We start from the raw sequence: 22765 nt of genomic DNA, 5'->3' as shown, positions 1-22765 counted from the left end.
TAGCATATGTGCAACAGAATTTTTAACAGTAGCATCTATCCACGATGTCTGCCATGTCTAGATCTCATGTCAGATTATAGAGGCATGCGTTTAGGTGCAGGCATTGTGGGATGAAGTTTACCACAAAGGAGCAGGCAAGCAGACAGCCATTACGATGTCCATATGAAGAAGGAAAGTAGGCACGATTGGGGCATTAACCATATATGCGCGTTTTGAAAATTAGCTGTCCTAACAGTTGCTAACAAGTTCTAGAAGCTTTGCTCTGGCAAAGGATGCCTTCCCGCCAAGCGGTGACCAGCCTGAAGCAATAGAGCAGCTGGTCAGGGGCGTGCAAAAGGGCGGGCGCCAGACGCTCCTTGGCGTGACTGGGAGCGGCAAGACATACACAATTGCAAACGTCATTGCAAGGACAAACAAGAACACGCTGGTGATCTCGCACAACAAGACCCTTGCAGCTCAGCTGTATGCTGAGTTCAAAGAGTTCTTTCCAGAAAACAACGTCGGCTACTTTGTAAGCTTCTATGATTATTACCAGCCTGAAAGCTATATCCCCCAGACAGATACGTATATCGAAAAGGACACCGAAGTGAATGAAAAGATAGAAAAGATGAGGCTTGAAGCCACCGCGATGCTCATGTCCGGCGAGCCCACAATAATCGTGTCAACCGTTTCTTGCATCTATTCTCTTGGTTCGCCCAAAGAGTGGGAGAAGAGCGCCATCACGCTGACAAAGGGTATGGAAATCGACCGCAAGATACTCATACACAATCTGATCGAGGCGCGCTATGAGCGAAATGACATGTCGCTTATGCCGGGCAACTTTCGGGCAAAGGGAGACACAATTGACATCATCCCTGGCTATTCTGACGACATTATCCGCGTATCCGTATTTGGCGACGAGATCGAGCGGATAAGCATACATGACCATGTAAGCATGAAAAAGCTGCGTGATGTAAACGCAGTCAAGATATTTCCGGCAAAGCACTATATCACTGACGACGACTCGCGCAACAGCGCACTTGAATCGATAAAGCGCGAGCTTGAAAACTGGCTACCAAACCTGCCTTCCGAGCTGGAGCGGCAGAGGCTTGCGCAGCGCACAAAATACGATCTGGAAATGATAGAAGAGCTTGGTTATTGCTCTGGCATTGAAAACTATTCCCGCCACCTTGACGGCAGAGCGCCGGGCCAGCCGCCTTTTTGCCTCCTTGACTTTTTCGGTGACGATTTCCTGCTTGTCATTGATGAGTCGCACGTCACGCTGCCGCAATTGCATGGCATGTATAATGGCGACCACACCCGCAAAAAGATGCTTATTGACTATGGGTTCCGTCTGCCAAGCTCCTATGACAATCGGCCGCTCAAGTTCGAGGAGTTTGAGAAATATCTCAGAAACGTGATTTTCGTATCGGCTACGCCTGGGCCATATGAGTTAAAGTCAAGCTGGCAGGTCGCCGAGCAGCTAGTCAGGCCCACAGGCCTTGTCGACCCTAAAGTAGAGATCCGGCCCACAAAGAACCAGATGGAAGACCTGATAAAGGAGATAAAGAACAGAGCCAAGAAAAACCAGCGCACGCTTGTAACGACGCTGACAAAAAGGATGGCAGAGGACTTGGCAGAGTTTCTGGCCAAGAATGAAGTGCGGGTGCGCTACCTGCATTCTGAGATTGAAGGTCTTGAGCGTACCCAGCTTATCAGACAGCTGCGACTGGGCGAGTTTGACGCGCTTGTCGGCATCAACCTTCTTAGGGAAGGTCTCGACATTCCGGAGGTTTCGCTTGTTGCAATTCTGGACGCAGACAAGGAGGGTTTCTTACGCAACACCACGAGCCTCATCCAGACATTTGGCAGGGCTGCCCGCAACCTAGACGGCGCGGTGATAATGTATTCCGATCATTCTACAGAATCGATGAAGCAGGCAATAGAGGAAACAGAGCGCAGGCGCAAAAAGCAGCTAGAATACAATAAAAAGCACAAGATAAAACCAAGGACGATCGTCAAGCCGATACCTGAAAGCACAAAAGAGATTGGCGATATGAGTGTAGAGACAAAGTCCATGACAAGGCAGGATTTGGTCAAGCTTGCTGTTGAAACCGAAGCCACGATGAAGAGGTTTGCCGAAGAGCTAGACTTTGAAAAGGCGATAATGTTCCGGGAGAAGTTGAGCAAGATAAGAAAGGCGCTTGGAGAGCCGGCTTTGGCGGAGGTGTCCTGATGCACGACAAGATAATCATCAGAGGGGCACGACAGCACAACCTGAAGAACATCAATGTCGAGATACCAAAGAATAAGCTCGTCGTGATCACAGGGCTGTCGGGCTCGGGCAAATCAACCCTTGCGTTTGACACTATTTACGCGGAAGGCCAGCGACGCTACGTTGAATCGCTGTCTGCTTATGCAAGGCAATTCCTGGAGCTGATGGACAAGCCCGACGTCGACTCGATAGACGGTCTGTCTCCAGCAATATCGATACAGCAAAAGACTACCAGCAAGAACCCCCGGTCGACCGTCGGTACTGTCACCGAAATTTACGACTACCTGCGCCTGTTGTTTGCAAGGATAGGCATCCCACACTGCCCCAAATGCGGCAGAAAGATTGCAAGCCAGTCGGCCGACTCGATCACGGAATCTGTGATGAAAATTGGCGACGGCAAGAGCGTTATGATTCTGGGCCCAGTCGTTCAGGCAAAAAAGGGGACATATGAGAAGCTGTTCGACCAGCTAAAGCAGGACGGCTTTTCCAGAATCAGACTTGATGGCGAAATAACAAACCTTGACGAGGATGACGAAGAAAAGCCGCAATATCCAAGGCTTGACAAACAGAAAAAACATACCATCGAGGTCATTGTCGATAGGCTCAAGCCGTCAGTAGAGGAAAAGAGTCGGCTTTTCGACTCGATCCAGTCTGCGCTAAAGGTAGGCAACGGGGTGGTTGTCGTTTCGATAGACAGCAAGGATGCGATGTATTCGCAGCGAAACGCCTGCCCCCACTGTGGCATATCGCTTGGCGACCTTGAACCCCGCACCTTCTCATTCAACTCGCCCTTTGGAGCCTGCAAAGATTGCAATGGCCTTGGGATCAAGATCGAGTTTGACCCTGACCTGATAATCCCGGATAAAACAAAGAGCATACTCGATGGCGCGATAAAGCCATGGACAGGCCACTTTGCAACGTTCAGATCCGCCATGCTGCGCGATGTCGGCAGAAAATTCGGCTTTGACCTTGCAACCCCGATATCCAAGATGAAACCTGATCAATTGAAGGTGATACTGTACGGCACCGACCAGAGCATCCACTACAAGTACGAGTCGCGCTACTCGGAGAGCCGCTGGGAATACAGAGGGACTTTTGAGGGCGTGATTCCAAACTTGGAGCGCATCTACCGCGAGACAGAATCAGAGTCAAAGCGCGAAGACCTGATGCAATTCATGCGGGAGCGCCCATGTGAACGGTGTAACGGCAGGCGCCTGCGTGACGAGGCTCTGGCTGTAAAGATACAGGGCAAGTCGATAATGGAGGTGTGCGACCTATCTATTGACGAGTGTTACAAGTTCTTCCAGAATCTGGCACTGTCAGAGACAGAGCGCTACATCGCAAGGACAATACTCAAAGAGATCATTTCAAGGCTTGAGTTCCTGCGAAACGTCGGGCTTAACTACCTTACGCTCAATAGAATGACCGCCACGCTTTCTGGCGGCGAGTCGCAGAGGATCAGGCTTGCCACCCAGATCGGTTCGAACCTGACAGGAGTGCTCTATGTTCTTGACGAGCCCACGATTGGCCTGCATCAGCGGGACAACGCGCGATTGATAGACACTTTGAAAAAGTTGCGCGACCTTGATAACACACTTGTAGTCGTCGAGCACGACGAAGAGGTGATACGCAGTTCTGACTGGATAATAGATATCGGCCCGGGTGCCGGAATCCACGGAGGCGCGATCGTTGCAAGTGGCCAGCTGCAGGACATCATGAAGAACCCTGATTCGATCACTGGTGCTTTTCTTAGAGGCGACAGGCTGGTTGCACACCAGCACGAGCGGCGCAAATCAAGCAAGTGGCTGACTGTGCATGGCGCCAGGGAAAATAACCTAAAATCAATTGATGTCCGCTTTCCGCTTGGCTGCATGACAGTCGTTACAGGCGTTTCTGGCTCGGGCAAGTCTACGCTTGTAAATGACATACTATTCCGGGCGCTCGCAGAGCACTTTTACGATGCAAAGTACAGGCCGGGCAAGCACGACAAGATATCTGGTCTAGAGCATGTTGACAAGGTGATAGGGATAGACCAGTCGCCTATAGGCAGGACGCCGAGGTCAAACGCCGCCACCTATGTCAACGCCTTTACTCCCGTACGGGAGCTCTTTGCCAAGACCTCGCAGGCAAGAGAGATGGGATATAAGGCCGGCAGGTTCTCGTTCAACGTCTCTGAGGGGAGGTGCGAAGCCTGCGAGGGCGGAGGGGTCAAAAAGATAGAAATGCAGTTCCTGCCGGACGTCTACGTGACATGTGACGAATGCAAGGGTAGGCGCTACAACTCGGAAACGCTTTTGATCAAGTACAAGGGCAAGACTATCTCAGACGTGCTTGACATGACAGTCGAGGAAGCGTCAGAGTTCTTCTCCAACATCCCTGCGATTACGAAAAAGCTGCAGACGCTAAACGACGTGGGACTTGGGTATCTGAGGCTCGGCCAGCCTGCGACTACGCTGTCTGGCGGCGAAGCACAGAGGATCAAGCTTGCGGCAGAACTGTCGCGCCGGGACACCGGCAAGACCGTCTACATCCTAGATGAGCCGACCACAGGTCTCCACTTTGCGGACGTGAGCAAGCTTCTGAACGTGCTCAAGAGGCTAGTGGATCTTGGTAATACGATAATCATCATCGAGCACAACCTTGATGTCATTGCCTCGGCTGACTGGATAGTCGACTTAGGGCCCGAAGGCGGTGAGGCTGGCGGGCGCATTGTTGCCGAAGGGACGCCTGAGCAGATAAGCGAAAACCAAGACAGCTATACCGGCAAGTACCTAAAGCCAAAGCTGGCAGTGGACCAGAAGATTTTGCAGAGGACAAAGCAGTGAAATGGTGGCCGCAACAACAATCCTGAAAGAAAAGCGCATGCCCGACGAGCCGGGCGTGTACCTGATGAAGGACAGCGATGGCAAGATAATCTACATCGGCAAGGCAAAGAACCTGAGAAAGCGTGTCACTTCGTACTTCACAAAGCACGACCCGGACGTCGGATGGAAGACCAGCAGGCTTGTGAACAAGATAGCAGACATTGAATTTATCGTCACAGACAACGAGATAGAGGCGTTCTTGCTAGAGTCGAACCTGATCAAGCGCTACCGCCCCGTATTCAACATCGAGCTCAAGGACCAGCAGCGCTATACCTACCTAAAGATAACCGACGAACCATTCCCGCGCCTGCTGGTCGCGCGGCGCAATAGAAACGGCGAGTTCCTCGGTCCAAAGGGCAAGGTCTACGGCCCGTTTGTGCGCGGGAGCTCCAAGTTCCTGACCGTCGGGCTTTTGCGGAAATTATTCAAGATAAGGATATGCAACAGGCTGCCCAAGACGCCCTGCCTCCAGTACTTTATCAAGAATTGCGAAGCGCCATGCATAGCCAATGTGACGCGCGGGCACTACATGATGAATGTCATGGCATTGCAAGATATCTTGGAGGGCAAGAGCAGCATCGACAAGTTTGCAAACAATATGGAGGATGAAATGAAGCGCGCGTCAGACCTAGGGGACTATGAAAGAGCCAAGGAGATCCGCGATACGCTGTACAGGTTGAACAACCTCCGCGTCAAGCAAAAGATGGAAAAGGCTGTGAATAGGAACCCCGACGAAGAATACATCAGCATAATGAGGGATAACAAGAAGGGGATAGCCCATGTGATGGCGCTCCGACGGACCCGCGGCGTCATCAGCGATAGGAAAAAGTTCGAGTTCGATCTCGTCGGGGATAACTCGCTTTCATCATTCCTTGTCCAGTACTATTCCTCTGTGCCGGTGATTCCAAGGTTCTTATACGTCAACGAAGACCTAGATGACAGGCAGGTGCTAGAGAGGTCGCTTGAAAAGATTGCAGGGCACAGGGTGAGCATCTTTAACATCAGGCATGTCTTGGCAAAGGAAAAGCGCCAGCTCATGGATCTAATCTCCCGGAACCTATCGATGTACATCGAGAGAGGCTATGACCCGGCTGTGGTGGAGCTGAAAAACGCCATCAGGCTTCTTTCCATGCCAGAGGTCATTGACTGCTTTGACGTTTCAAATCTTGGGACTTCGATTGCGGTCGGGTCATGCGTCAGGTTTGCCAACAACAAGCCGGCCAAGTCATCATACAAGAAATTCAGGATCAGGACGGTTGCAGGCCAGAACGACTTTGCCATGATAGGCGAGCTTGTGCGGAGGAGATACCACTCTGCTGGTGATGATGAAAAGCTGCCAGACCTGATAGTCATAGACGGCGGCCACGGCCAGCTCGGCGCAGCTGTCGCTTCGCTTCGAAGCCTTGGGATACATGATGTCCCATGTATAGGTCTTGCAAAGGAGAATGAAGAGATCTATATGCCCGGCTTGCAGGAGCCTATCGTGCTGCCAAAGAGCAACGCAGGTCTCAAGATGCTCCAACACGCAAGAGACGAGGCCCACAGGTTCGGTCTTGCATACAACGTAAATCTACGCAAGTTGCGGCACTAGATTCTACTACTCTACCTTTACGCTTTCGCGCCGGCTGCCTTTCTTTATCTCCTGCTCGGTCAGCTCAATATACTTTGCAAGCGCAGTGTCTGCAGACTGGACGGCTATCTGTGCGACTCTTGCAAGCGAAAGCGTGGTCATCAGGGTCATTTCAAGCGCGGCTGTCCCGATGACAAAGGGGGCTGTCAGAATGCCTGCAGGGTTGAAGGAGGTGGTGTTCTTTTCGCTCATGAGGTAATATTGTCCTGCATGGTCTTAAACTTTGATTCGGGGAAAATAAAGTCTCTAGAATCGAAGCAAACCAACAAACCGGCATATCTAGAAAAATCGAGAATTTTTATAGAAGAATCAAAGGCTTTAGATTTAGACGTGACTGCCGCTGCAACTGCAACAGTAGCCGTAATTTCGAAGCCAAAGAAGGCGTTAGAGGAAAGTCTAGCGTGGAGCAATTTTATTAACTCCCTTAAATGCGAGCCGACAAAAGGGAACTTGCCAAACACGAATCCAAGTTGTGACCAGAACGACGGAAGCTCGCCTGCCACGTGCTGGATGTTGTCCTGCCCGCAGGTTATGATAAAGGCTCCCACTTTATCGCGTATCAGATAGTTGTGTTATGTGTTACTATTTGGTTCTGTACGCAATTCATGCGCTGCGCCATCTGGTAGTAGAGGGAGCTTGTGCTTTCCCACCTGATCAGAGTTGCAACAATGACCACGTCTGTCCACACTATGGCCCTGTCATAGATTTCGATCATCTGATCTTTTTCGTCCATCTCGGATATCGAGCACAGGAATATGCACGCCTTTGCATTTTTAGAGTAATAGCCTTCGCAGTGGCGAAAGTTCAGCTGACGTAAGTCGAGCATGATAGTGTCGGTGTTGTGCTTGTTCTTTGCATAGTCCAGCGCAAATTCGAGAGCCGCTTCAGAGGTGCTTGTCCATGGCGCGACATCATCGTTCATGTTGGCCGCAGATATGCCGAGCACTCGCACCCTTGCGTCCGCCGGAAGAACCCGCGAGCCGGCCATATTGGCAATATGCTGCCTGAAGTTCTTGGTAACGCTTATGCGGTTTGGATGTCTTTTTCCCAACATTTTCAGGAACGGGACTCACACATGTCCGTCCTCCAGAAACCCGCAGGGGTATGAGCTGATACTGTCGCCGCCTTTGTGGGGTGACTTGCCGTTTTTAATGAAGTACTTCCAACCATGCCAAGGGCATGTCACGATGTCGCCTTCAAGTGCGCCCTTGCTCAGCGGCCCGCCCTTGTGGACGCAGATGTTTGATATCGCATAAAATTGCCCCAAATTGAAAAGCGCGATTTCAATCTTGCCGCGCTCGCCTGTTATTGAAAACGCCTTTGAGTGTCCTGAAGATACTTCATCGACGCTGGAGACGTACTGAAAATTATTATTATTCTCGGGCATTTCCAATCACTCCTCCTGCTGGCGGGGAGGCTATTATGAGCCAGTTCCGTGTTTGGCCTTTCCTCTCCGCCACAATAGCGACCTTCGGTGAACGGAACAGAAACCCGGGCCGCCGTTTTGCAGGAGATTATGTTAACATAGACTTGCTCAGTAAAAGCAATTTTAGAACTTTGTTCTAATCCCGCAAAATTGAAAAGTATGTGACTGCATTATATCCGATATAATGGCAGAGGCCCACGAGAATGGCTATTCCATTCATTTTGCCCATTATGCCGGCAAGCTCGAACAGCATCTGAGGAAAAACGGCATTTCCTGCCATGACGCCGATCTAATTATTGAAGAGAGCTCGGTGCTCTACTTTGAAAAGCTGTATTCGTCTGGAAGCAAGATTTCCAAATTACTAAAAAGGTACGACCCAGCGCAGATCTTTGCAGAGTCAGCCACAAAGGCCATCGAGAGACACCTACCTGAAGCAAAGGATACATTTGGGTCTTACAGCGAGATCGCAAATTGCATCAAGTGACCTGCGCAAAATAGTAATAAATGATTCACTTCTAGGGAATACGTTTGATGATAATTGGGATTCCAAGGGAGGTAAAGGACTATGAGAACAGGGTGGCCCTTACCCCTCGATCTGTCTCGTCGCTCGTAGGTTCTGGCAGCAAGGTCCTTGTCGAGACCCAAGCAGGAGCCAAGAGCGGCTTTTCTGATGATGAATATAGCTCTGCCGGCGCGACAGTCGTCGGCTCCCAGGCAGAGCTATACGGCAAGGCAGACCTAATTGTCAAGGTCAAGGAGATACAGGTGAGCAAGAGTGAGCACGAGCGGATCAGGCCAGAGCACACGATCTTTGGATTCAACCACTTTGAATCAAGCAGGGAGCTGACCGACGCGGCAGTAAGGTCGCGGGCCACCTTCATATCGTTTGAGAAGGTGGTTGATGAAAGAGGACAGACGCCGCTCCTGATGCCGATGAGCAGGATTGCCGGCACAGTGTCAGGCATCTGGGCAGGTTTTTTCCACAACTATGCCTTCAAGCACGATAAGTCAATAAGGCTAAAGACAGGCGCAGACCAGGTCAAGTCCAAGTTTGTTGAAGGGTTTGAGCACATCGTCAATGTCAGCATCGACAATGAGCTCAAGCGCATGCTGTCGCTGCATGATAAGATGGCGGTGATATTTGGCGGAGGAAACGTGGGCGAGATGGCAGCCAGGGTGTGCTCGGCGCTTGGAGCCAAGGTAACAATAGTCGAAAAACGCGAGGCGCGTAGGAAATACCTGCAGGAGCTCAAGCTGCCAAAGTGCTCAGTTGCTGCGGTCGCTGACAGGGACATTCTGCGTGGAGCGTACGTCATCATTGGCTCGACGTATGATAAGGAAAAGGCTGACAGGGTCATTGATGAAAAGCTACTAAAGGAAGTATCTGAAATGAGGAAAAAGATAATCATTGACGTCGCAGTCGACCAAGGTGGCAACTTTCCATATATCAATCCGTCTGGCGAGTATTCGCCTTCGAGTACCGGCACGATATTGAACCCGGCGCAAACTGATTATTTTGGCAACATCTTTATCCGCGTCCCGAACATCCCATCGATCGTCCCAAGATACGCGTCAACGACCTTGTCTGCGATAATAGCAGAATACATCAAGGACATTGTAAACAATGTTCCGCGGCCCGAGCTTGTAAGGGCTATCAGCATCAAGGGCGGCAAGGTCCTCGATGAAGCCATAATCAAGGCGCATAATCTGAAGCAGTAGCATTAATAGTGTCTTGTTGTAGAAAAAGATTCCAATGTCGATATAAGCGTTACATATCAGTTCTGTTTTGGTTAGTTATTATATGCTGTGCCTGATTTGCAGGATGAAAATCGAGACCGCCTACAACGACCTCTGCTTTGACTGTTACAAGAGACAAAAGATGGAAAAAGAAAGGACAAGTGGCAAAGTAAAGTACAGCATGGTATAATATAGCCGCCACTCCGAGCAGCGCCTTCTAAGGAATTTTCTAGAAAATACTTAACTGCATCTTTGCAGCATGCATGCATGGCGCGTATTGAAAATCCTCGTGGCAGAAGACGAGCAATCAATAGCCCGCATGTACAAACTAGCGCTTGAAGGTATGAAGCACGAAATCACGGTTGTCAACGATGGTGACGCCTGCGTCGGAATGTATAAGGCGAACAGACAGCAGGCAAAAAACGACAGGCCATTTGATGTTGTTTTGCTAGACCACAGGATGCCCATACGCGATGGAATAGAAGTGGCAAAATAGATTCTTGCCGCAGACCCAGGACTGAGGATAATATTTGCTACCACGTACTTGAAGGATATTCTTTTTGATTCCATCAAGAAGCTAAAGAAGGTCAATGAAATAATCCAAAAGCCATTCGACCTTGACGAGCTTGTCAGCGTGATAGAAAGCAAAAAGGCATACGGCATGCTAGAAAAGCTGAACGAAGAGATCGGCCAGATGAAAGACTCGGACCTTACGAAAGAAAAGATAACGGATTTTGCAAAGAGATTGAAGTATGTTCGCTAGCTTGCATTGACAGGCAGCGATATTGTGAACTGGCGCCGTCTTTGTTGTGCGCAGAGATGCTTCCCTTGTGAGCCGCGACGATTGCCTTGCTTATGAATAACCCAAGACCGGTGCCCTGCTTGTTTTCGTTGCCGACATTCTTGGTCACGAACTTGCCAAAGAGGTTTGGTAGGACTTCCCCAGGTATGCCTCCGCCGGTATCGCTGACCTTGATCACTACGTCACCTTTGCCGCGGTCGCTGTAGCCAGTCTCCACAGTTATTGCGCCTTCTTTTGTAAACTTGGCGGCGTTGCCAAGTATGTTGGTCAGCATCTGCATGAGCCGCTCCCTGTCACCCCTGATGACCAGATCCTTTTCAGTATTTATGGCAGTCTTGAGCGACACCCTGTCGCCGACATTGACTCGTGCCGAATTTATCACATTCAGGACGAGGTCGTTAAGCTTGATCTCCTCCATCATATAGCTTATCCTGCCTCCATCTATTCTGCTCACATCCAAGATGTCATTTGTAAGCCGCTGGAGCCTCCTGGCTTCCTTTACTATCACTTTTAGTGCTTCGTCTGCCGGCACCTGCCCTTTCAGAGCAAGGTCGGCAAATCCCAAGATTGGCTAGATCGGCGTGCGAAGCTTGTGAGATGTCACGCTGATAAACTCGTTTGCATCTCTTCCTTGTGCATCAGATCTTCTTTCATTTTTCTAAATTGCGCAGACAGCTCACCTATCTCATCTGCACTTTTTGTTGCAGGGATTTCAACGTCAAAGTTGCCACTGCCTATTTCGCGGGCGGCATTTCGAAGTTTTGAGATTGGCTTTGAGATCGAGTATGTGTTATAGATGCCTGTGCCTGTCGCTATCTCTGCAACAACCGAGGCAAGGGCGGCAGTCACATTGAGAGTAAGCTGTATGTCGTCCTTGACTACCATAAGCGAGCTCTCTGCATATTGAGAGATCAGCAGCTCTTCATTGTTCAGCTCTTCTGTGAATGCGTCCAAGGGATCATCAAGCTGCCCGAATTTTTGCTCAAGAACTTGCTCAGAAACCCCGCTGTCTTTTAGCAGGAATATTTCTTTGCCCATCGAGATGAGCTCTTCCACTTCCTGTGCCATCTCGCTTGCCTTTTCTTCACGCCCCCATTTCCATATACTTCGAGCGCGGCCAGTATCTCTTCTTTTGCTTCCTGCAACTCTTCAGAATGCTCTTTATCGGACTTGACTATGTATTCACTTGGCTCAAGCTCTATGCGGAGGATGGCAGCTTCGATATCACCAAGAGCCCATAATGCAGGCATGTCGTCGCTTTCTACCTTGGAAAAGGCCGATGAATTGGTTACTTGATTATAGCCCAGATACCCAGCTATGATTATTAGTACGGCTATTGTAAGAAACACGGAAAACAGTTTAATCACTAATTTCACTTAGTTCTGCCAAGCATTTGCTACCTCGAGAGAAAATCGGCTGGGCATAAGGTTTGTAGTATCATTTTTGTGACAGGCTGAGCAAGCAGTTTGAAAAGCCTATTTTGAGGAAAGATTCTGATGGTAATGACCTTAATAGGTGCAAAAGTGGGGCCGAAGGGACCTATTGGAAATTTGAGGTGGGGCTTTTTTGAATTTTTAGCGATTTCAGTTAAGCGAACCATGGTTGTGTTCTGATGAAAAACGGGATTTCGGTTCTGCTGGACGTATGAAACAACGAAAGGATTTAGAATTCACTAGCGATATAGCGACTTTAGTCAACTTTCATATTCAGGATCGGGATTTTCCATGTAAGCAAGAATATTCCTTACGTTATTTTGTATGTTATCGATGCGTCTGTCCTTCAATTTGGCAACAACTACATCCCAATGCCATTCATTCAGAATAGTATCTTCAATCGTATGAACAAATTTGCTGTGTTCTTCAAAGAGATCGTCACTTACATCTGGCAGATTGAAGTCTGCGTCAAACATCATATTGAATTTGACAAATGCATATTTTTCATCGTTATCCTCTCCTTCGGGCAAGGCAACAGGATAGGGCAGTCCTTCATTCCAATTACTAATTGACATACCAATGCTTACTGTAAACTTAGGATTCTTGAGGGTGAGAAATGTATCCTCTGATCTATTTTCTATTTCTATTGTTGTACCTTTCGGGAGTTTTAATTGAAACGGGGATTCTCGAAATACTTGGGCTACGTCAAGTGAAAGTTTTGATAGGGTAGGCCCAGAAGGAAGGGGAATTTCTTTGTAAGTAATATTACTTGACGGTAGGTCCGCAGCTCTTGAAGGGGTGAATGAAGACATAACGTCTGAGCCACGATTGATTCTAGAAGCCCAGGAAAATGTAAACCGCCATGACAAATCCAGAAGAAAGGCATAAGGAAATATTTCCAGTATTAACCCTGCCATCATCTTTTTCTCGTCTGATAATAACTGTTGCAAATCTGATGAATTAAGTCTCTTCAAAAATGCATACATGTAATTAGAATAATCCGCGACCCCTTCCATGATATTTTGGGTAGGAGAGGAACGATCGTACCAAAAACATAGGCTAGCAGCAGTATCTATCTCTAATTCAAATTGCTCACGAAAGAGAAACCGGAGAACACTATCATCGACCAGACGCTTACCACCGCCGCTTCTGACATAATAGGTTCTTCGGTAAATCTCTGCGCCTCTTCTTTCCACAACCGCATGCGGCATGTCTTTTTTGCGATGAACATATACTATCAAAACATCCCCATCCGATGCAGAATGGAAGTCAAAGGATAAACTGACTGGAGGACTGCAATTATTGTTTGCAATGTTCAAGATCCGCAGTTGGGATTCGTCTGCATTGATTTTCTTGCCTTCCTTTGATTTATCATCCTTTATTCCAACAAGGATATGTCTACCTTGTCTATTCGCAAATGCCACCAAATCGGCTGCAATATCCTTGGGATCTGCTTCTAAGTAGGGTGTTTCTTTGTAATCTACTCGCACTCGTTCTAGGTCTCCTATAAGCTTCTGAACTTCTGACCAGTCCATAGAGACTACGAATAGAAAATAACCTCAGTATTTAACTTGTAATCCGTAGCGTTGAAGTCAATCTTTCAAAGGGTCCTTGACATGCACATAAGAAGGCATACTAGAATCGGAATCGGCTAGCCCTTCTAAAAATTGAAGTCCATTTCTGCCTTTCAAAGCTCCGTCTATTGCAGGCTTAATTTTTTGGAAGTGGGCTTCCTTTATACCGAGTATATCGCAAACTATCTTTTTTGCCCAAGGATGGACGAAGGGAGCGGACAATGTCATCAACATCAAACCATGGAGGAAGTAGTCCTTGTCAAATTCAAGAGCATGATTAACACTAATGAGCATTTTCTTTACAGGGTCTCGAAATTTCTTATTCTTCGTTGCTAGAAGTTTTAGGGCTCTCACCAAGGATACTCCCATAAACCACTTGAGAACAGCAGGGTCATCGGACCATCCGATTACCTTGTATGGACCGTAGCAGAACACAGGTTCTTGATATCGCTCTTTCAGAAATTTAGCGCATTCATCGTCTGTGAAAAGCAACGCGGCTGGCTTCTTTTCTTCCAGCTTCGCAGCTTTTACAAGGCCAGTACCCGAAATGATAAACCCCCCTGAAGTTAGGTGGCGCAGTCTCATAGAATATAGATTTCCTTTCGACGTAAGTTCCTAGGCAGATACTACCGCGTACCAAGATTCCGTCAAAGGACCAGTTTCGAAATGCTGAACGGATAGTCGCAATGAGATCAGCCGCGTCCTTTTGGTCTGCCGCCAACACGGCGCAGTCGCTAAACATGCTGAATCGAACTTTGTCGAATATTTTTGCGGCATATATCAAGGGATTTGGGAAATCTGTAAAGCACCTGTCAACCTCATCTTCGTCCTTCTTCCTTGAAAATCCCAGTATGTCCAAGTACGCGACTATTCCCTCCTGAAATACGGGCGTCTCTTTTGTGGCTAATTTCAATTCCCCGTCTGCCTTTAACTGCTCAATTTTTCAGTGGTAAGATTTTCAGTGGTAAGATCTTTCAATGAAAGCTCGCGGGTACCCTCGGTGAATAGCTCTTTCGGCTGAATTGGAAGCTTAATTCCAGGGATTCATATACTATCGTTGTATCTTCTTACAATAAATTTTTCGCTATCATTCATCGTTTATTTTGTAGGCTGTAATGTTATAATCAACTACGTTGAACAGTCCATTACTGACTCACCGTAGACCATCCACACTCTTTGCATCCTAGGACGTAAAACTCCTCGTCACTGGAAACAAATGACGAACCTTCCAAGTTATCCGAGCCGCACTCAGGGCAGACCTTGTATTCAAAAGGTCCCTCAGCATCAGGATCACGGACGACTTCCTTGTATTTCTTAACTATCGCGCGGATAAAGTCTGCGCTCGGCTTCTTACCACTGATTGATTCGACCAGATCGTAACGGTCGCGTTCCGTTCCCCCTCTATATCTAAGGTACTTGATATCGGCCAAGAGGGCAGGTAATGGCGTGTCGTCAAGGCGTATCGGAATAATCCTTGGTACCTTCGTCTGTATGGCCCTAGCGATTGTCGATTCCAGTTCCTTTCTGACCCAATTCGATTTGTTCGAGTTTTTCGACCACAAAATCAAGAAGTGAGTGCATCCCTTCAGTCCTTCTTGCACTTCTCCCACTATCGAGTCGCCAGCAGATACTTTCCATTCGTCAAACCACGTCGGAATATTTTCAGCGGCAAGAAAAATGGCAATGTTGGAAGCTATTTGTTTATCTGCGGAATTGTAACTGATGAATATGGCCACAGGATTTTCCGTGTCGGACATCCAAGCCTGCTAGCGCTGACCAGAAAATAAGATTATCGTGTAAACAGTATGCCTAGCAACGCTGTATTCTTCACCGTCAAAATCGTTAGCCGAAAGTTCTATTAGATATTAATATAGAATTCTACGATAATAAGCTTTAGACAGTCATTGGCCAGTAGCCGAGAGAAAAAGCGCAAATCTATCGTTTTCTATGCGATTATCGGAGTACTATTTTTCGGTGTTCTGCCTGTCTTGACTGCCTTTTACATTAATCTTCCGAAAGCTCTTACTGGTCAGCTTGTAAACTATAGTTTTGAGAATGAATTCATAAGTGGAGATATCACAATAAACAATCACTTTAGAAGCAGACCTGCCGCTCCAAATGATGAATTGGAATACAAAGTTCTTTACAAGAATAAGGCTGACTTTCCTCTGTCAATAGATTCTCAGCTCGAGGTGATTGTTGGTGGGGACGTTTTCAAACAATTTAGCTTTGCAAATCCTCTAATAGTAGAACCTTTTTCTTCGAAGGAACATTATAGAATATTCTTTTCAGATCGGGAAGGCCTGAACCAAATAAGATTGATTTCAATTATTTCAAATGCAACTTCAGGAGATTTTGTTACAAGAGAGGAATCTACATGGAATATCCCTGTAATTTCACTTAGTGATCAGTTGCAGACAGAGCTAAATGGCTATACCCTTATTGGTTTGATCATGTCTATAGGTGTTGGGTTAGTTACCGTCGTTGCTCTTGTCACCAATATGTCATTCTCCAAAGATCAAGTCATCGAGCTTAGGCGCCAGAACAAGAACCTCGAAGAACAGGTATCTCTAACCAAAACACAAATGAATGCACAACTTAGGCCTTGGCTTGGGAGGGAAGATTTGGTGGAAGAAGGGATATTCCTTCCTAACAGAGAACAAATTACTGCAGAGCGCGTTAATGAAATGATAAGATTAGGGCAGCCATTGGATGGCATCATCAATACGGGAATTCTTTTTATCAAGAATTATGGTCAGCTCCCTGCAGAGAACGTCAGATTCCAAAGCGTAATACAATTGCGCGCTGATGAACCAACAGCAGAAGTCTTTAACAATGCACAATTTGGACCACCCGCAGTAGTTATGCCAGGAGAAACCGTACCGTTACGATTTGATATACCTGTTATCGCCCGTCTCAGAACGTTGCAGCAGGAACCTCCTAACAGACTTTTCATAATGTATCACATCGAATACAGCTACCCCAATGGCAGTGGCCTGTATGAAGTGATTATTGAATTTGTACCTAATAGATTTGTGGTAAGGCATTATCGGGTTCAATAGTATCAGGCTAAAGTATATAATGCAGTATCGAAATCGGCTTAAATCCACATCGACATCGATATTGATGTGGACCGCATAACCATCAAGCGCCACACTTGCATCTGCCCATTGTGCAAGGCCAAGCACGTCCAGAAGAAAAGGTGAATGAGTGAACGATGGTCCGACTTTCATTGATTTATTCTGCGGAGCGGGCGGATTTTCCCTAGGTTTTGTAAAGGCAGGATTCAAACACGTGTTAGGAGTGGACAATTGGAATACTGTTTGTGAGACATACCAAGCAAATATTGGCAATGCAGTCTGCCAAGACCTGAGAATTTTTGATGGCAAACCATTTGTGGGAAAGATAGATGTTGTCATCGGAAGCCCACCATGCCAGACGTTCAGTTCTGCAAACACAAAGACTAGAGAATGCAATACTGAACTGTGCGACGAGTTCATGAGAATAGTCAACGAAGTCAAACCCAAAGTTTGGATAATGGAAAATGTTCCAGAATGCATTGATTATGTTCAGGCTCCTTTCAAAGAGGTATTCTATGCAGGAGATTTCGGAGTCCTGCAAGGCCGTGAGCGAGCATTCTTTTCAAATATCAAGCTTAAGCCCGATAAAATCGGGCAGAAGTATCTTGACACGGAGCAATCTGCCAAGCAGCTTTGTTTAAAAAGTCAACAATCCATGCTTGGATAGCTGTTTGATTGCATGACTTTGTTTTTATTAGTTATTACTTTTTACACAAAGCCCTGCCAAGCTGAAAGCATTCAGACCGGAGGCGATTCATCGACCCTATCAAACTGTAACATGCAGATACAATTCATTTGCTAAAACTTCTGCTCATATTCAAGACCATGACGGCCTGCGGGTTCTAAATCATATAGAAGCTCTGACGATACAATCATTTCCATTCTATTACAAACTCACTCCTACTGCACAGAGAGAAATTGAAACACTGATTGGAAACGCAGTTCCTCCCCTGCTAGCTTTTAAGCTGGCACAATATGTCAAAGGCGTACTCGCCATCCCGCATCTTTGATCAATAACTAATGCTGATCGCTTCCCGTCTTCAATATAGAAATTATACTTGAAATGAAACGGTCTTTCCCAGTCTGCAATCCGTCTAGAATAGATACCATATATCCAAAGAACAAGATTAGCTGGTCATTCAACTCTCTGTACAGCTTCAGGTTACCAAATCCAGACTCCCTTAAAGGGTATCTAGATCCTGAAATATTTGGCAACAGCCATTCTGCCAAGCCCAGAAGTTTAGCGACAAAAAGATAGTAGTCTTTGTACAGCTGGGAGTTTATTCCCTTCATCAATACATTCGGGTCAACGCCCACAAGACCCTCAAGCCCAGCCGTATTCTTCGCAACAGTTTGATCTATAATTTGATTGTAGTCGTATTTCATCATGGATTCATGAAGCTTCTCATAAGTTGAATTTCTGAGAAATGATTCAAACTCTTTGTCTTTGTTTACTACCATATCGATCTTCCTTCTTATGGATTCTATGTGGCGTTCATTCCGCCTAAGTGCATCTTGTGGGACATTATCTATGAATCGTTTCAATATGGTTCTATCAGAATCAGACAACTTAGGTAGTACACTTAGGCCTCTGTTATACATATCCCAGAATTCCCTTGCCAATTCTCCTAGCATGTTCAGGACAAGGTCAGGTGAGTCGTAATGTCCTGCGCGGAATATCTTGTCATATACGCCGCTGACGCTTCTGTTCTGTATCTTGATTTTGAAATGCGCATAGACATGCTTTATCAGCTTCTCATAGCTCTGCTCGCAGAACCAAGCAACATGTTCCAAGTTTTCTCCCTGTTTCAGTATTGACTTCGCTTGCTCTAAATCCCTGACCGATTGGATTTTTAGCTCCTCTGCAAGGTCCGTCGACAACCGATCTAGTGTGATTAGGCTTGATTTATCCTTTCAGGACAACGAAGGATAAACGCGATTCTAAATATTGCGACAGAAAACGTCTCTGCCGATGACAAGAAAATCAAAAAGGACGCAACCGCTATCCTTGAAGGACCGCGACATCAAGCGGCGGCACGACCGGCACATCCGAAAGCTCATCAGGGGCAATGAAACGTTACGCGGACTGTACATGGACCCTGATGTTGCAAAATATTCCGCGGAGATAGAATCGCTGCTGGAACAGTTTTATTTTTCTGGCATGGCCTGGGGGTGGACACTACGCGATGGAACTTGTAAAAAGGTCGATGCCCGAATCCTGATGCAGTCGTCCCATTTTTTCGCGTTTTCCCGAATGCCGCGGACCGTGCAGATCCGGATTTATGCGTGAATATATACCCATGTAGGACTTGCAAGAACGGATATGATTTATGCGTGTCATGAGCATGATATCGATGTTAATTGCAACATAAAATCACAAATGTTGTAAATTTTGATTTTGTTTAATCTTCGGGTGTTAGAAACGGTTGTTGAAAAAAAGTTGGGATTAGTTCTGAAGTATAGCAAAGAGATAGTTTACGAATAAGCCTAAACTAATAGTGCCAAGCACTGTGCTTATCACTGTCAATAATCTTTTTCTATATTTTTTCTGTGGAGTGTACTCTGTCTCAACTTCTGGGAATAACCACTCGAATAGTCCGTTCCATCCCAATATTGACCACGCTCCAACAAAGCCACCAATAAAAGTCCATGCTGCGAGAGTGTTATCTTCTCCATCCTCTGATATAATGGGTATAAAGGATGACCCGACGAGCAAGATTGTGACGCCTAATAAAACACCCAGCCCGATGTAGATCGGAATAGCACTTTTCCAACGAGAGTGAAAAAGGTCGTTATTTGTTTTGTAGCTTCTAAATACACCTTCTAATCTTCTGGTTATTCCGTCTACCCATATTCGATTGTCGGCCTCTACTGTAAAATCTGAATGACCATAAGACTTGACCACTAGATCAATTCTGATTTTTCTCTTACTATGATAATACCAAATCTCAATTCTTCCAAGTTCCCGAGTTATGGCGTGCTTGATAAAATCCTCAGAATTATGCGTCACAAAATCTCTGGTTTTTTCTTTAACCGTGTAAGTAACGCGTGGTTCTTCACCATCAATTTGCTGTCTTTGTTCATCAATAATGGTACAAATGTCAGTCAAAGTACGTTCTGATAATTCTATTGAAGGGATTTCCATGTGAGTCCTTTCAACATTGCCAGCAGACAAGCGATATGCAATTGACAGATGCAATATATTAGCTAGCTTGTTGCCTCTTAGAATCCATCGCTTTTGCAAGCAATTCGTTCCACCCCTTAACTTCCATACCCGCTGCGCCTGCCGGTGTCTTTCCCTCTAGTGCCATATGCGGCTTTACAAAGTTGTATTGTATTCTTGCACCCTCTGCTAACGGTGTCTGTTTTGATTTCCAGCCGCGCTGCACTTTTGTCCTTTCCCTCAGCGTTCCATTGAGTCTTTCAATTCGGTTGTTGTTAGCATGAGGCTTTGCAACGCCGCAGTTAGCCTTATGCTCTGGTCGAATAGACTTTTTCCTGAACAGTGTGGATATTGCAGATTCGTACGCCTTGTGCCCATCAGTGTAAATCTGCTTTGGTTTTGCTTCTGCTCTGTAGGCATGAGCGTTCCTTATGGCTTCTCTGAACGCTGCAATCGCGCTTTCTTCTCCCCTATCCTCTGTCAGCTTGGATGCTATCAGGAACCTAGTGTCTCTGTCCATTATGTTCCAGACAATGCCTACCGACTTGTTATTCCTGACTTGTACACCATCTTTCATTCTTATAAATAGCTCGTCAGCGTGCCATGTATCAGAAAGCCCCTTTGGTACCAGTGAGTTAACATACTCGGATATGAGAGGGATGTACTTTTGAATCCATGTGTAGATGGTTGCGTAGCCAATATCGACATTGAAGTGATCACTTACGCTGCGAGCAATCTTCCTTAATGACAGGCCAGAGAAATAGAGGTCTAGCGTCAGAGATATCAATTCAGGATTGAACTTTGCTTTCTTGAGCATTGATGCCTGTCTGAATTTATGCTTGCAGTCTTTGCAATAGTAGGTTTGTTTCTTGTTGGCAATGCCGAACTTGATAACCCTGATAGAGCCGCACTTGTCGCATGGGATAGCATCCTCTGCAAATACTTTGGGCTTTGGCTCATTCTTGATGTACGTGTTAGCAGCTATGAATAGCCTTACGGCAAAAATGTGCTTGCAGGCTTCGACCTTGCGGTATTCAAAATCAGGACAGGTACATACCCATGTTGTCTGAATTAAGCGCACTTCATAGGTCGTTTTGCTTGTTTGAGAAGGAACAGTAAAGCTTCCGTCCTCGTTCTCAACTATGTTCTTTCCACTTTCAAGTATCTGCAATCCTCTAGTCATGCGAGCTTCTGACCCGTTATTTGTGCTTGTTTGCATTTTAGGCACCTAACACTAATTAGGTGCCTAATTATATAAACCTTTAGGTGCCTACATTTATTAACAAGTATCCCTAAGTCATGTATTATGAAGCTCCAGAGGCGGTTCAACCGCAAGGTGGGCCATAGAGAATATTCTAAGTGGATAGTTAATTTACCCCCGCAAGATGTCGAGCGCGTAGGATGGGAAGAAGGCACTGATTTAGAAGTGATAGTAAAAGATGGCAAACTTATCCTAAAACCCAAAAGTCAAGAACAGACAGAGTAAGCCGATCAATCAATTATTTTTCTTCATCGTCTTTCTTTTCGGCCTGTTCATCATCAGATTTGGCTTCTTCTTTGGGCGTTAATGCTTCATCAATCAAGTGCGATATTTCCTCGATTTTCTGTTCTTCAAATTTTTGAATATCTTCAAATGCCTTATCAAGCGTTGACAAAAGTGCTTGTCTATTTGGATTGTACAGGAGATACAAAGCGGTATCTGGATCACCCATCTTATTTGGATCGTCCCAATGCGGATATAACACGAACAAGTCGGTTGTCTTTTTTCCTACACCCTCAGCCATCTCAGATACCTTTTTGGCAAAATAAACCAATGATATAGTTCTAGATACAGGGTCTTGCTTCGTATGACGTGATTTTGCTATCTGCAAAAATGCAAGGAATCCACCACTACCAGCGTAGGCAAAACCGGGAGAGTCCCAAAGATAGTACTTTCCATCTTGTTCAATCGTATAAAGATGCGCCTCAGTTGGCGAGTCGAATCCCAATATCACACATTCAAATACTAACGGATAACGATACCTGCTTACTTCGTTCATTGCTCTGTCTGCAAACTCTGCCGGATCAATGTTGACTTTTTTTGCAGTTAAATTATATTTTGCAAGAACATCTTCTTCAATACTAGTATTCTTGACATTGATCAGCTCGGCTTTTACCATCTCTGTGATTTCCTTTATTTTCAAATGTTTAGTTTCGTTTTCTAGTTTCTCTCTGACATTTTCCAAAATCATATCTGATACTTGTGAGTTATTTGTCGATGAAAGCGCAAAGCAGTATGGTGTTAATCTTGTAATCTTCGTTTGACCAGATTCGTACTGTATGAGTGCAGTAACTAATCTATCTGCACAAAATACTATACGCGGAAAGGCACCGTCCCAATCCTCACAAATTGCAGCAATGCAAATAGTCATGGTTGGCTGTAGCTTGTGTAGGTGCCTAATAAACTCATCCTTGTTGTAGTATGGTACGTTTTCAGGAAATCTTGGTATCATCGGAAATCTGACTTGTTCCATTATAGACTTAACAGCGCGAAGATGCTAACAACCGAAAATCAACAACCGTTCGCGACACCCTCAGGTTAAACAAAATCTAAATTTTTGATGAAGATGAGTGGGGCCGAAGGGATCTGTTCTGACGCGGTGGCTAACCGCTATCAATTGAACCCTTGACCCACGGGTTTCTTTTCTAACCTAGCCCTCGTATGTTAGATCTGGAGCCCGTTGCGATGCCTGGCTTCGCTACGACCCCACCAAGTTGTTGGCATCGTGCTATGAATAGAATAGAAATGTCTGTATAAGTCTT

27 protein-coding genes and 1 tRNA gene are annotated in these 22765 nt (G+C 46.2%); 12 read left to right on the top strand and 16 right to left on the bottom strand.

From position 1 onward, the window contains the following. The first annotated feature begins 235 nt into the window (after positions 1-235). Genes uvrB through uvrC form a run of 3 tightly spaced genes read left to right on the top strand, consistent with a single transcriptional unit; the run spans position 236 to position 6709 of the window. Positions 236-2215, top strand: a complete 1980-nt coding sequence (uvrB, locus tag NGAR_RS05800) for an excinuclease ABC subunit UvrB (protein ID WP_015018740.1) — start codon at positions 236-238, stop codon at positions 2213-2215. Continuing rightward, complete coding sequence (gene uvrA, locus NGAR_RS05795; RefSeq protein ID WP_015018739.1) at positions 2215-5079, top strand: excinuclease ABC subunit UvrA; 2865 nt, start codon at positions 2215-2217, stop codon at positions 5077-5079. Before uvrB ends, uvrA begins: the two co-directional genes overlap by 1 nt. A 1-nt stretch (position 5080) precedes the next feature. Then, complete coding sequence (gene uvrC, locus NGAR_RS05790; protein WP_015018738.1) at positions 5081-6709, top strand: excinuclease ABC subunit UvrC; 1629 nt, start codon at positions 5081-5083, stop codon at positions 6707-6709. A 6-nt stretch (positions 6710-6715) separates the two neighbouring features. Here uvrC and NGAR_RS05785 read toward each other — a convergent pair whose 3' ends face one another. From NGAR_RS05785 to NGAR_RS05770, 4 genes are all read right to left on the bottom strand, one after another. After that, on the bottom strand, positions 6716-6940 hold the full coding sequence (locus NGAR_RS05785) for a hypothetical protein (protein WP_015018737.1): 225 nt from the start codon (positions 6938-6940) through the stop codon (positions 6716-6718). Further along, positions 6937-7251 carry a hypothetical protein gene (locus tag NGAR_RS05780; RefSeq protein WP_015018736.1) on the bottom strand — a complete coding sequence of 105 codons (315 nt, stop codon included), beginning with the start codon at positions 7249-7251 and terminating at the stop codon, positions 6937-6939. Before NGAR_RS05780 ends, NGAR_RS05785 begins: the two co-directional genes overlap by 4 nt. Before the next feature lie 56 nt (positions 7252-7307). Further along, the gene (locus NGAR_RS05775; RefSeq protein ID WP_187147688.1) at positions 7308-7736 is read right to left on the bottom strand and encodes an NAD(P)H-dependent oxidoreductase; all 429 of its coding nucleotides are present in this window, start codon (positions 7734-7736) and stop codon (positions 7308-7310) included. Between the two features lie 81 nt (positions 7737-7817). Further along, positions 7818-8135, bottom strand: coding sequence for a Rieske (2Fe-2S) protein (locus NGAR_RS05770; protein ID WP_015018734.1), 318 nt, complete (start codon positions 8133-8135; stop codon positions 7818-7820). Between the two features lie 223 nt (positions 8136-8358). Here NGAR_RS05770 and NGAR_RS05765 point away from each other — a divergent pair, with 223 nt between their 5' ends. The 4 genes from NGAR_RS05765 to NGAR_RS05750 all read left to right on the top strand — a co-directional run bounded on the left by NGAR_RS05765 (position 8359) and on the right by NGAR_RS05750 (position 10674). Then, a complete protein-coding gene (locus tag NGAR_RS05765; RefSeq protein WP_015018733.1) occupies positions 8359-8658 on the top strand; it encodes a hypothetical protein in 300 nt (99 codons plus the stop codon). Positions 8659-8705: 47 nt separating this feature from the next. After that, positions 8706-9893, top strand: coding sequence for an NAD(P)-dependent oxidoreductase (locus tag NGAR_RS05760; protein ID WP_015018732.1), 1188 nt, complete (start codon positions 8706-8708; stop codon positions 9891-9893). Positions 9894-10188: 295 nt separating this feature from the next. Then, entirely contained in the window at positions 10189-10407 is a 219-nt protein-coding gene (locus NGAR_RS05755; protein WP_015018731.1) for a response regulator, read from the top strand. Positions 10408-10455: 48 nt separating this feature from the next. Continuing rightward, on the top strand, positions 10456-10674 hold the full coding sequence (locus NGAR_RS05750) for a hypothetical protein (protein WP_148681046.1): 219 nt from the start codon (positions 10456-10458) through the stop codon (positions 10672-10674). Here NGAR_RS05750 and NGAR_RS05745 read toward each other — a convergent pair. From NGAR_RS05745 to NGAR_RS05715, 7 genes are all read right to left on the bottom strand, one after another. Further along, complete coding sequence (locus tag NGAR_RS05745; protein WP_015018730.1) at positions 10622-11278, bottom strand: sensor histidine kinase; 657 nt, start codon at positions 11276-11278, stop codon at positions 10622-10624. The genes NGAR_RS05750 and NGAR_RS05745 overlap by 53 nt on opposite strands. 35 nt (positions 11279-11313) lie before the next feature. Next, positions 11314-11781, bottom strand: a complete 468-nt coding sequence (locus NGAR_RS05740) for a HAMP domain-containing protein (RefSeq protein WP_148681045.1) — start codon at positions 11779-11781, stop codon at positions 11314-11316. Beyond that, positions 11727-12089 carry an MCP four helix bundle domain-containing protein gene (locus NGAR_RS05735; protein ID WP_015018728.1) on the bottom strand — a complete coding sequence of 121 codons (363 nt, stop codon included), beginning with the start codon at positions 12087-12089 and terminating at the stop codon, positions 11727-11729. The genes NGAR_RS05740 and NGAR_RS05735 overlap by 55 nt, the downstream gene beginning before the upstream one ends. Positions 12090-12406: 317 nt before the next feature. Then, positions 12407-13681, bottom strand: a complete 1275-nt coding sequence (locus NGAR_RS05730; protein ID WP_015018727.1) for an AlbA family DNA-binding domain-containing protein — start codon at positions 13679-13681, stop codon at positions 12407-12409. 57 nt (positions 13682-13738) lie between these two features. Continuing rightward, positions 13739-14212 carry a hypothetical protein gene (locus NGAR_RS05725; RefSeq protein WP_015018726.1) on the bottom strand — a complete coding sequence of 158 codons (474 nt, stop codon included), beginning with the start codon at positions 14210-14212 and terminating at the stop codon, positions 13739-13741. After that, on the bottom strand, positions 14193-14633 hold the full coding sequence (locus NGAR_RS05720) for a hypothetical protein (protein WP_015018725.1): 441 nt from the start codon (positions 14631-14633) through the stop codon (positions 14193-14195). The genes NGAR_RS05725 and NGAR_RS05720 overlap by 20 nt, the downstream gene beginning before the upstream one ends. Before the next feature lie 232 nt (positions 14634-14865). After that, positions 14866-15477 (bottom strand): toll/interleukin-1 receptor domain-containing protein, encoded by a 612-nt coding sequence (locus NGAR_RS05715; protein WP_015018724.1) that lies wholly within the window; start codon positions 15475-15477, stop codon positions 14866-14868. Positions 15478-15624: 147 nt separating this feature from the next. Here NGAR_RS05715 and NGAR_RS05710 point away from each other — a divergent pair, with 147 nt between their 5' ends. The 3 genes from NGAR_RS05710 (at position 15625) to NGAR_RS19305 (ending at position 17810) form a co-directional block, all read left to right on the top strand. Next, positions 15625-16782, top strand: coding sequence for a hypothetical protein (locus NGAR_RS05710; RefSeq protein ID WP_015018723.1), 1158 nt, complete (start codon positions 15625-15627; stop codon positions 16780-16782). A 148-nt stretch (positions 16783-16930) separates the two neighbouring features. Then, on the top strand, positions 16931-17467 hold the full coding sequence (locus NGAR_RS05705) for a DNA cytosine methyltransferase (protein WP_015018722.1): 537 nt from the start codon (positions 16931-16933) through the stop codon (positions 17465-17467). Positions 17468-17528: 61 nt separating this feature from the next. After that, positions 17529-17810 carry a DNA cytosine methyltransferase gene (locus tag NGAR_RS19305; RefSeq protein ID WP_148681756.1) on the top strand — a complete coding sequence of 94 codons (282 nt, stop codon included), beginning with the start codon at positions 17529-17531 and terminating at the stop codon, positions 17808-17810. A 7-nt stretch (positions 17811-17817) separates the two neighbouring features. Here the strand turns inward: NGAR_RS19305 and NGAR_RS05695 are convergent, their stop codons facing one another. Continuing rightward, positions 17818-18681: a hypothetical protein gene (locus tag NGAR_RS05695; RefSeq protein WP_015018721.1), complete on the bottom strand. Its 864-nt coding sequence runs from the start codon at positions 18679-18681 to the stop codon at positions 17818-17820. A 127-nt stretch (positions 18682-18808) separates the two neighbouring features. Here NGAR_RS05695 and NGAR_RS05690 point away from each other — a divergent pair, with 127 nt between their 5' ends. Next, entirely contained in the window at positions 18809-19090 is a 282-nt protein-coding gene (locus NGAR_RS05690) for a hypothetical protein (RefSeq protein WP_148681044.1), read from the top strand. Between the two features lie 156 nt (positions 19091-19246). On the opposite strand, the gene NGAR_RS05685 is transcribed toward NGAR_RS05690, so the two are convergent. Both NGAR_RS05685 and NGAR_RS05680 read right to left on the bottom strand, forming a co-directional pair. After that, positions 19247-19975 carry a hypothetical protein gene (locus tag NGAR_RS05685; protein ID WP_015018719.1) on the bottom strand — a complete coding sequence of 243 codons (729 nt, stop codon included), beginning with the start codon at positions 19973-19975 and terminating at the stop codon, positions 19247-19249. Between the two features lie 28 nt (positions 19976-20003). Further along, positions 20004-21182 carry a DDE-type integrase/transposase/recombinase gene (locus NGAR_RS05680; protein ID WP_148681043.1) on the bottom strand — a complete coding sequence of 393 codons (1179 nt, stop codon included), beginning with the start codon at positions 21180-21182 and terminating at the stop codon, positions 20004-20006. An 87-nt stretch (positions 21183-21269) separates the two neighbouring features. Between NGAR_RS05680 and NGAR_RS05675 the strand changes: the two genes are divergently transcribed. Then, the gene (locus NGAR_RS05675) at positions 21270-21449 is read left to right on the top strand and encodes an AbrB/MazE/SpoVT family DNA-binding domain-containing protein (RefSeq protein WP_015018717.1); all 180 of its coding nucleotides are present in this window, start codon (positions 21270-21272) and stop codon (positions 21447-21449) included. A 13-nt stretch (positions 21450-21462) separates the two neighbouring features. Here the strand turns inward: NGAR_RS05675 and NGAR_RS05670 are convergent, their stop codons facing one another. Further along, positions 21463-22476: a hypothetical protein gene (locus NGAR_RS05670; protein ID WP_015018716.1), complete on the bottom strand. Its 1014-nt coding sequence runs from the start codon at positions 22474-22476 to the stop codon at positions 21463-21465. A gap of 98 nt (positions 22477-22574) precedes the next feature. Further along, a tRNA-Trp gene (locus tag NGAR_RS05665) sits at positions 22575-22711 on the bottom strand. Between the last annotated feature and the right edge of the window lie 54 nt (positions 22712-22765).

Origin of the sequence: Candidatus Nitrososphaera gargensis Ga9.2 (assembly GCF_000303155.1) — an archaeon.
Classification (GTDB): Archaea; Thermoproteota; Nitrososphaeria; order Nitrososphaerales; family Nitrososphaeraceae; genus Nitrososphaera; species Nitrososphaera gargensis.
The sequence above is the reverse complement of the archived record's forward strand: the minus strand, read 5'-3'. Positions and strand labels throughout refer to the sequence as shown.

Bases quoted from the DNA above. Each gene is read 5' to 3' on its own strand.
- NGAR_RS05760 (WP_015018732.1), top strand. From the start codon at position 8,706: ATGATAATTGGGATTCCAAGGGAGGTAAAGGACTATGAGAACAGGGTG.
- NGAR_RS05730 (WP_015018727.1), bottom strand. From the start codon at position 13,681: ATGGACTGGTCAGAAGTTCAGAAGCTTATAGGAGACCTAGAACGAGTG.
- NGAR_RS05765 (WP_015018733.1), top strand. From the start codon at position 8,359: ATGGCAGAGGCCCACGAGAATGGCTATTCCATTCATTTTGCCCATTAT.
- uvrA (WP_015018739.1), top strand. From the start codon at position 2,215: ATGCACGACAAGATAATCATCAGAGGGGCACGACAGCACAACCTGAAG.
- NGAR_RS05740 (WP_148681045.1), bottom strand. From the start codon at position 11,781: ATGGCACAGGAAGTGGAAGAGCTCATCTCGATGGGCAAAGAAATATTC.
- NGAR_RS05675 (WP_015018717.1), top strand. From the start codon at position 21,270: ATGAAGCTCCAGAGGCGGTTCAACCGCAAGGTGGGCCATAGAGAATAT.
- NGAR_RS05715 (WP_015018724.1), bottom strand. From the start codon at position 15,477: ATGTCCGACACGGAAAATCCTGTGGCCATATTCATCAGTTACAATTCC.
- NGAR_RS05785 (WP_015018737.1), bottom strand. From the start codon at position 6,940: ATGAGCGAAAAGAACACCACCTCCTTCAACCCTGCAGGCATTCTGACA.
- NGAR_RS05775 (WP_187147688.1), bottom strand. From the start codon at position 7,736: ATGGCCGGCTCGCGGGTTCTTCCGGCGGACGCAAGGGTGCGAGTGCTC.
- uvrC (WP_015018738.1), top strand. From the start codon at position 5,081: ATGGTGGCCGCAACAACAATCCTGAAAGAAAAGCGCATGCCCGACGAG.
- NGAR_RS05770 (WP_015018734.1), bottom strand. From the start codon at position 8,135: ATGCCCGAGAATAATAATAATTTTCAGTACGTCTCCAGCGTCGATGAA.
- NGAR_RS05680 (WP_148681043.1), bottom strand. From the start codon at position 21,182: ATGCAAACAAGCACAAATAACGGGTCAGAAGCTCGCATGACTAGAGGA.
- NGAR_RS05670 (WP_015018716.1), bottom strand. From the start codon at position 22,476: ATGGAACAAGTCAGATTTCCGATGATACCAAGATTTCCTGAAAACGTA.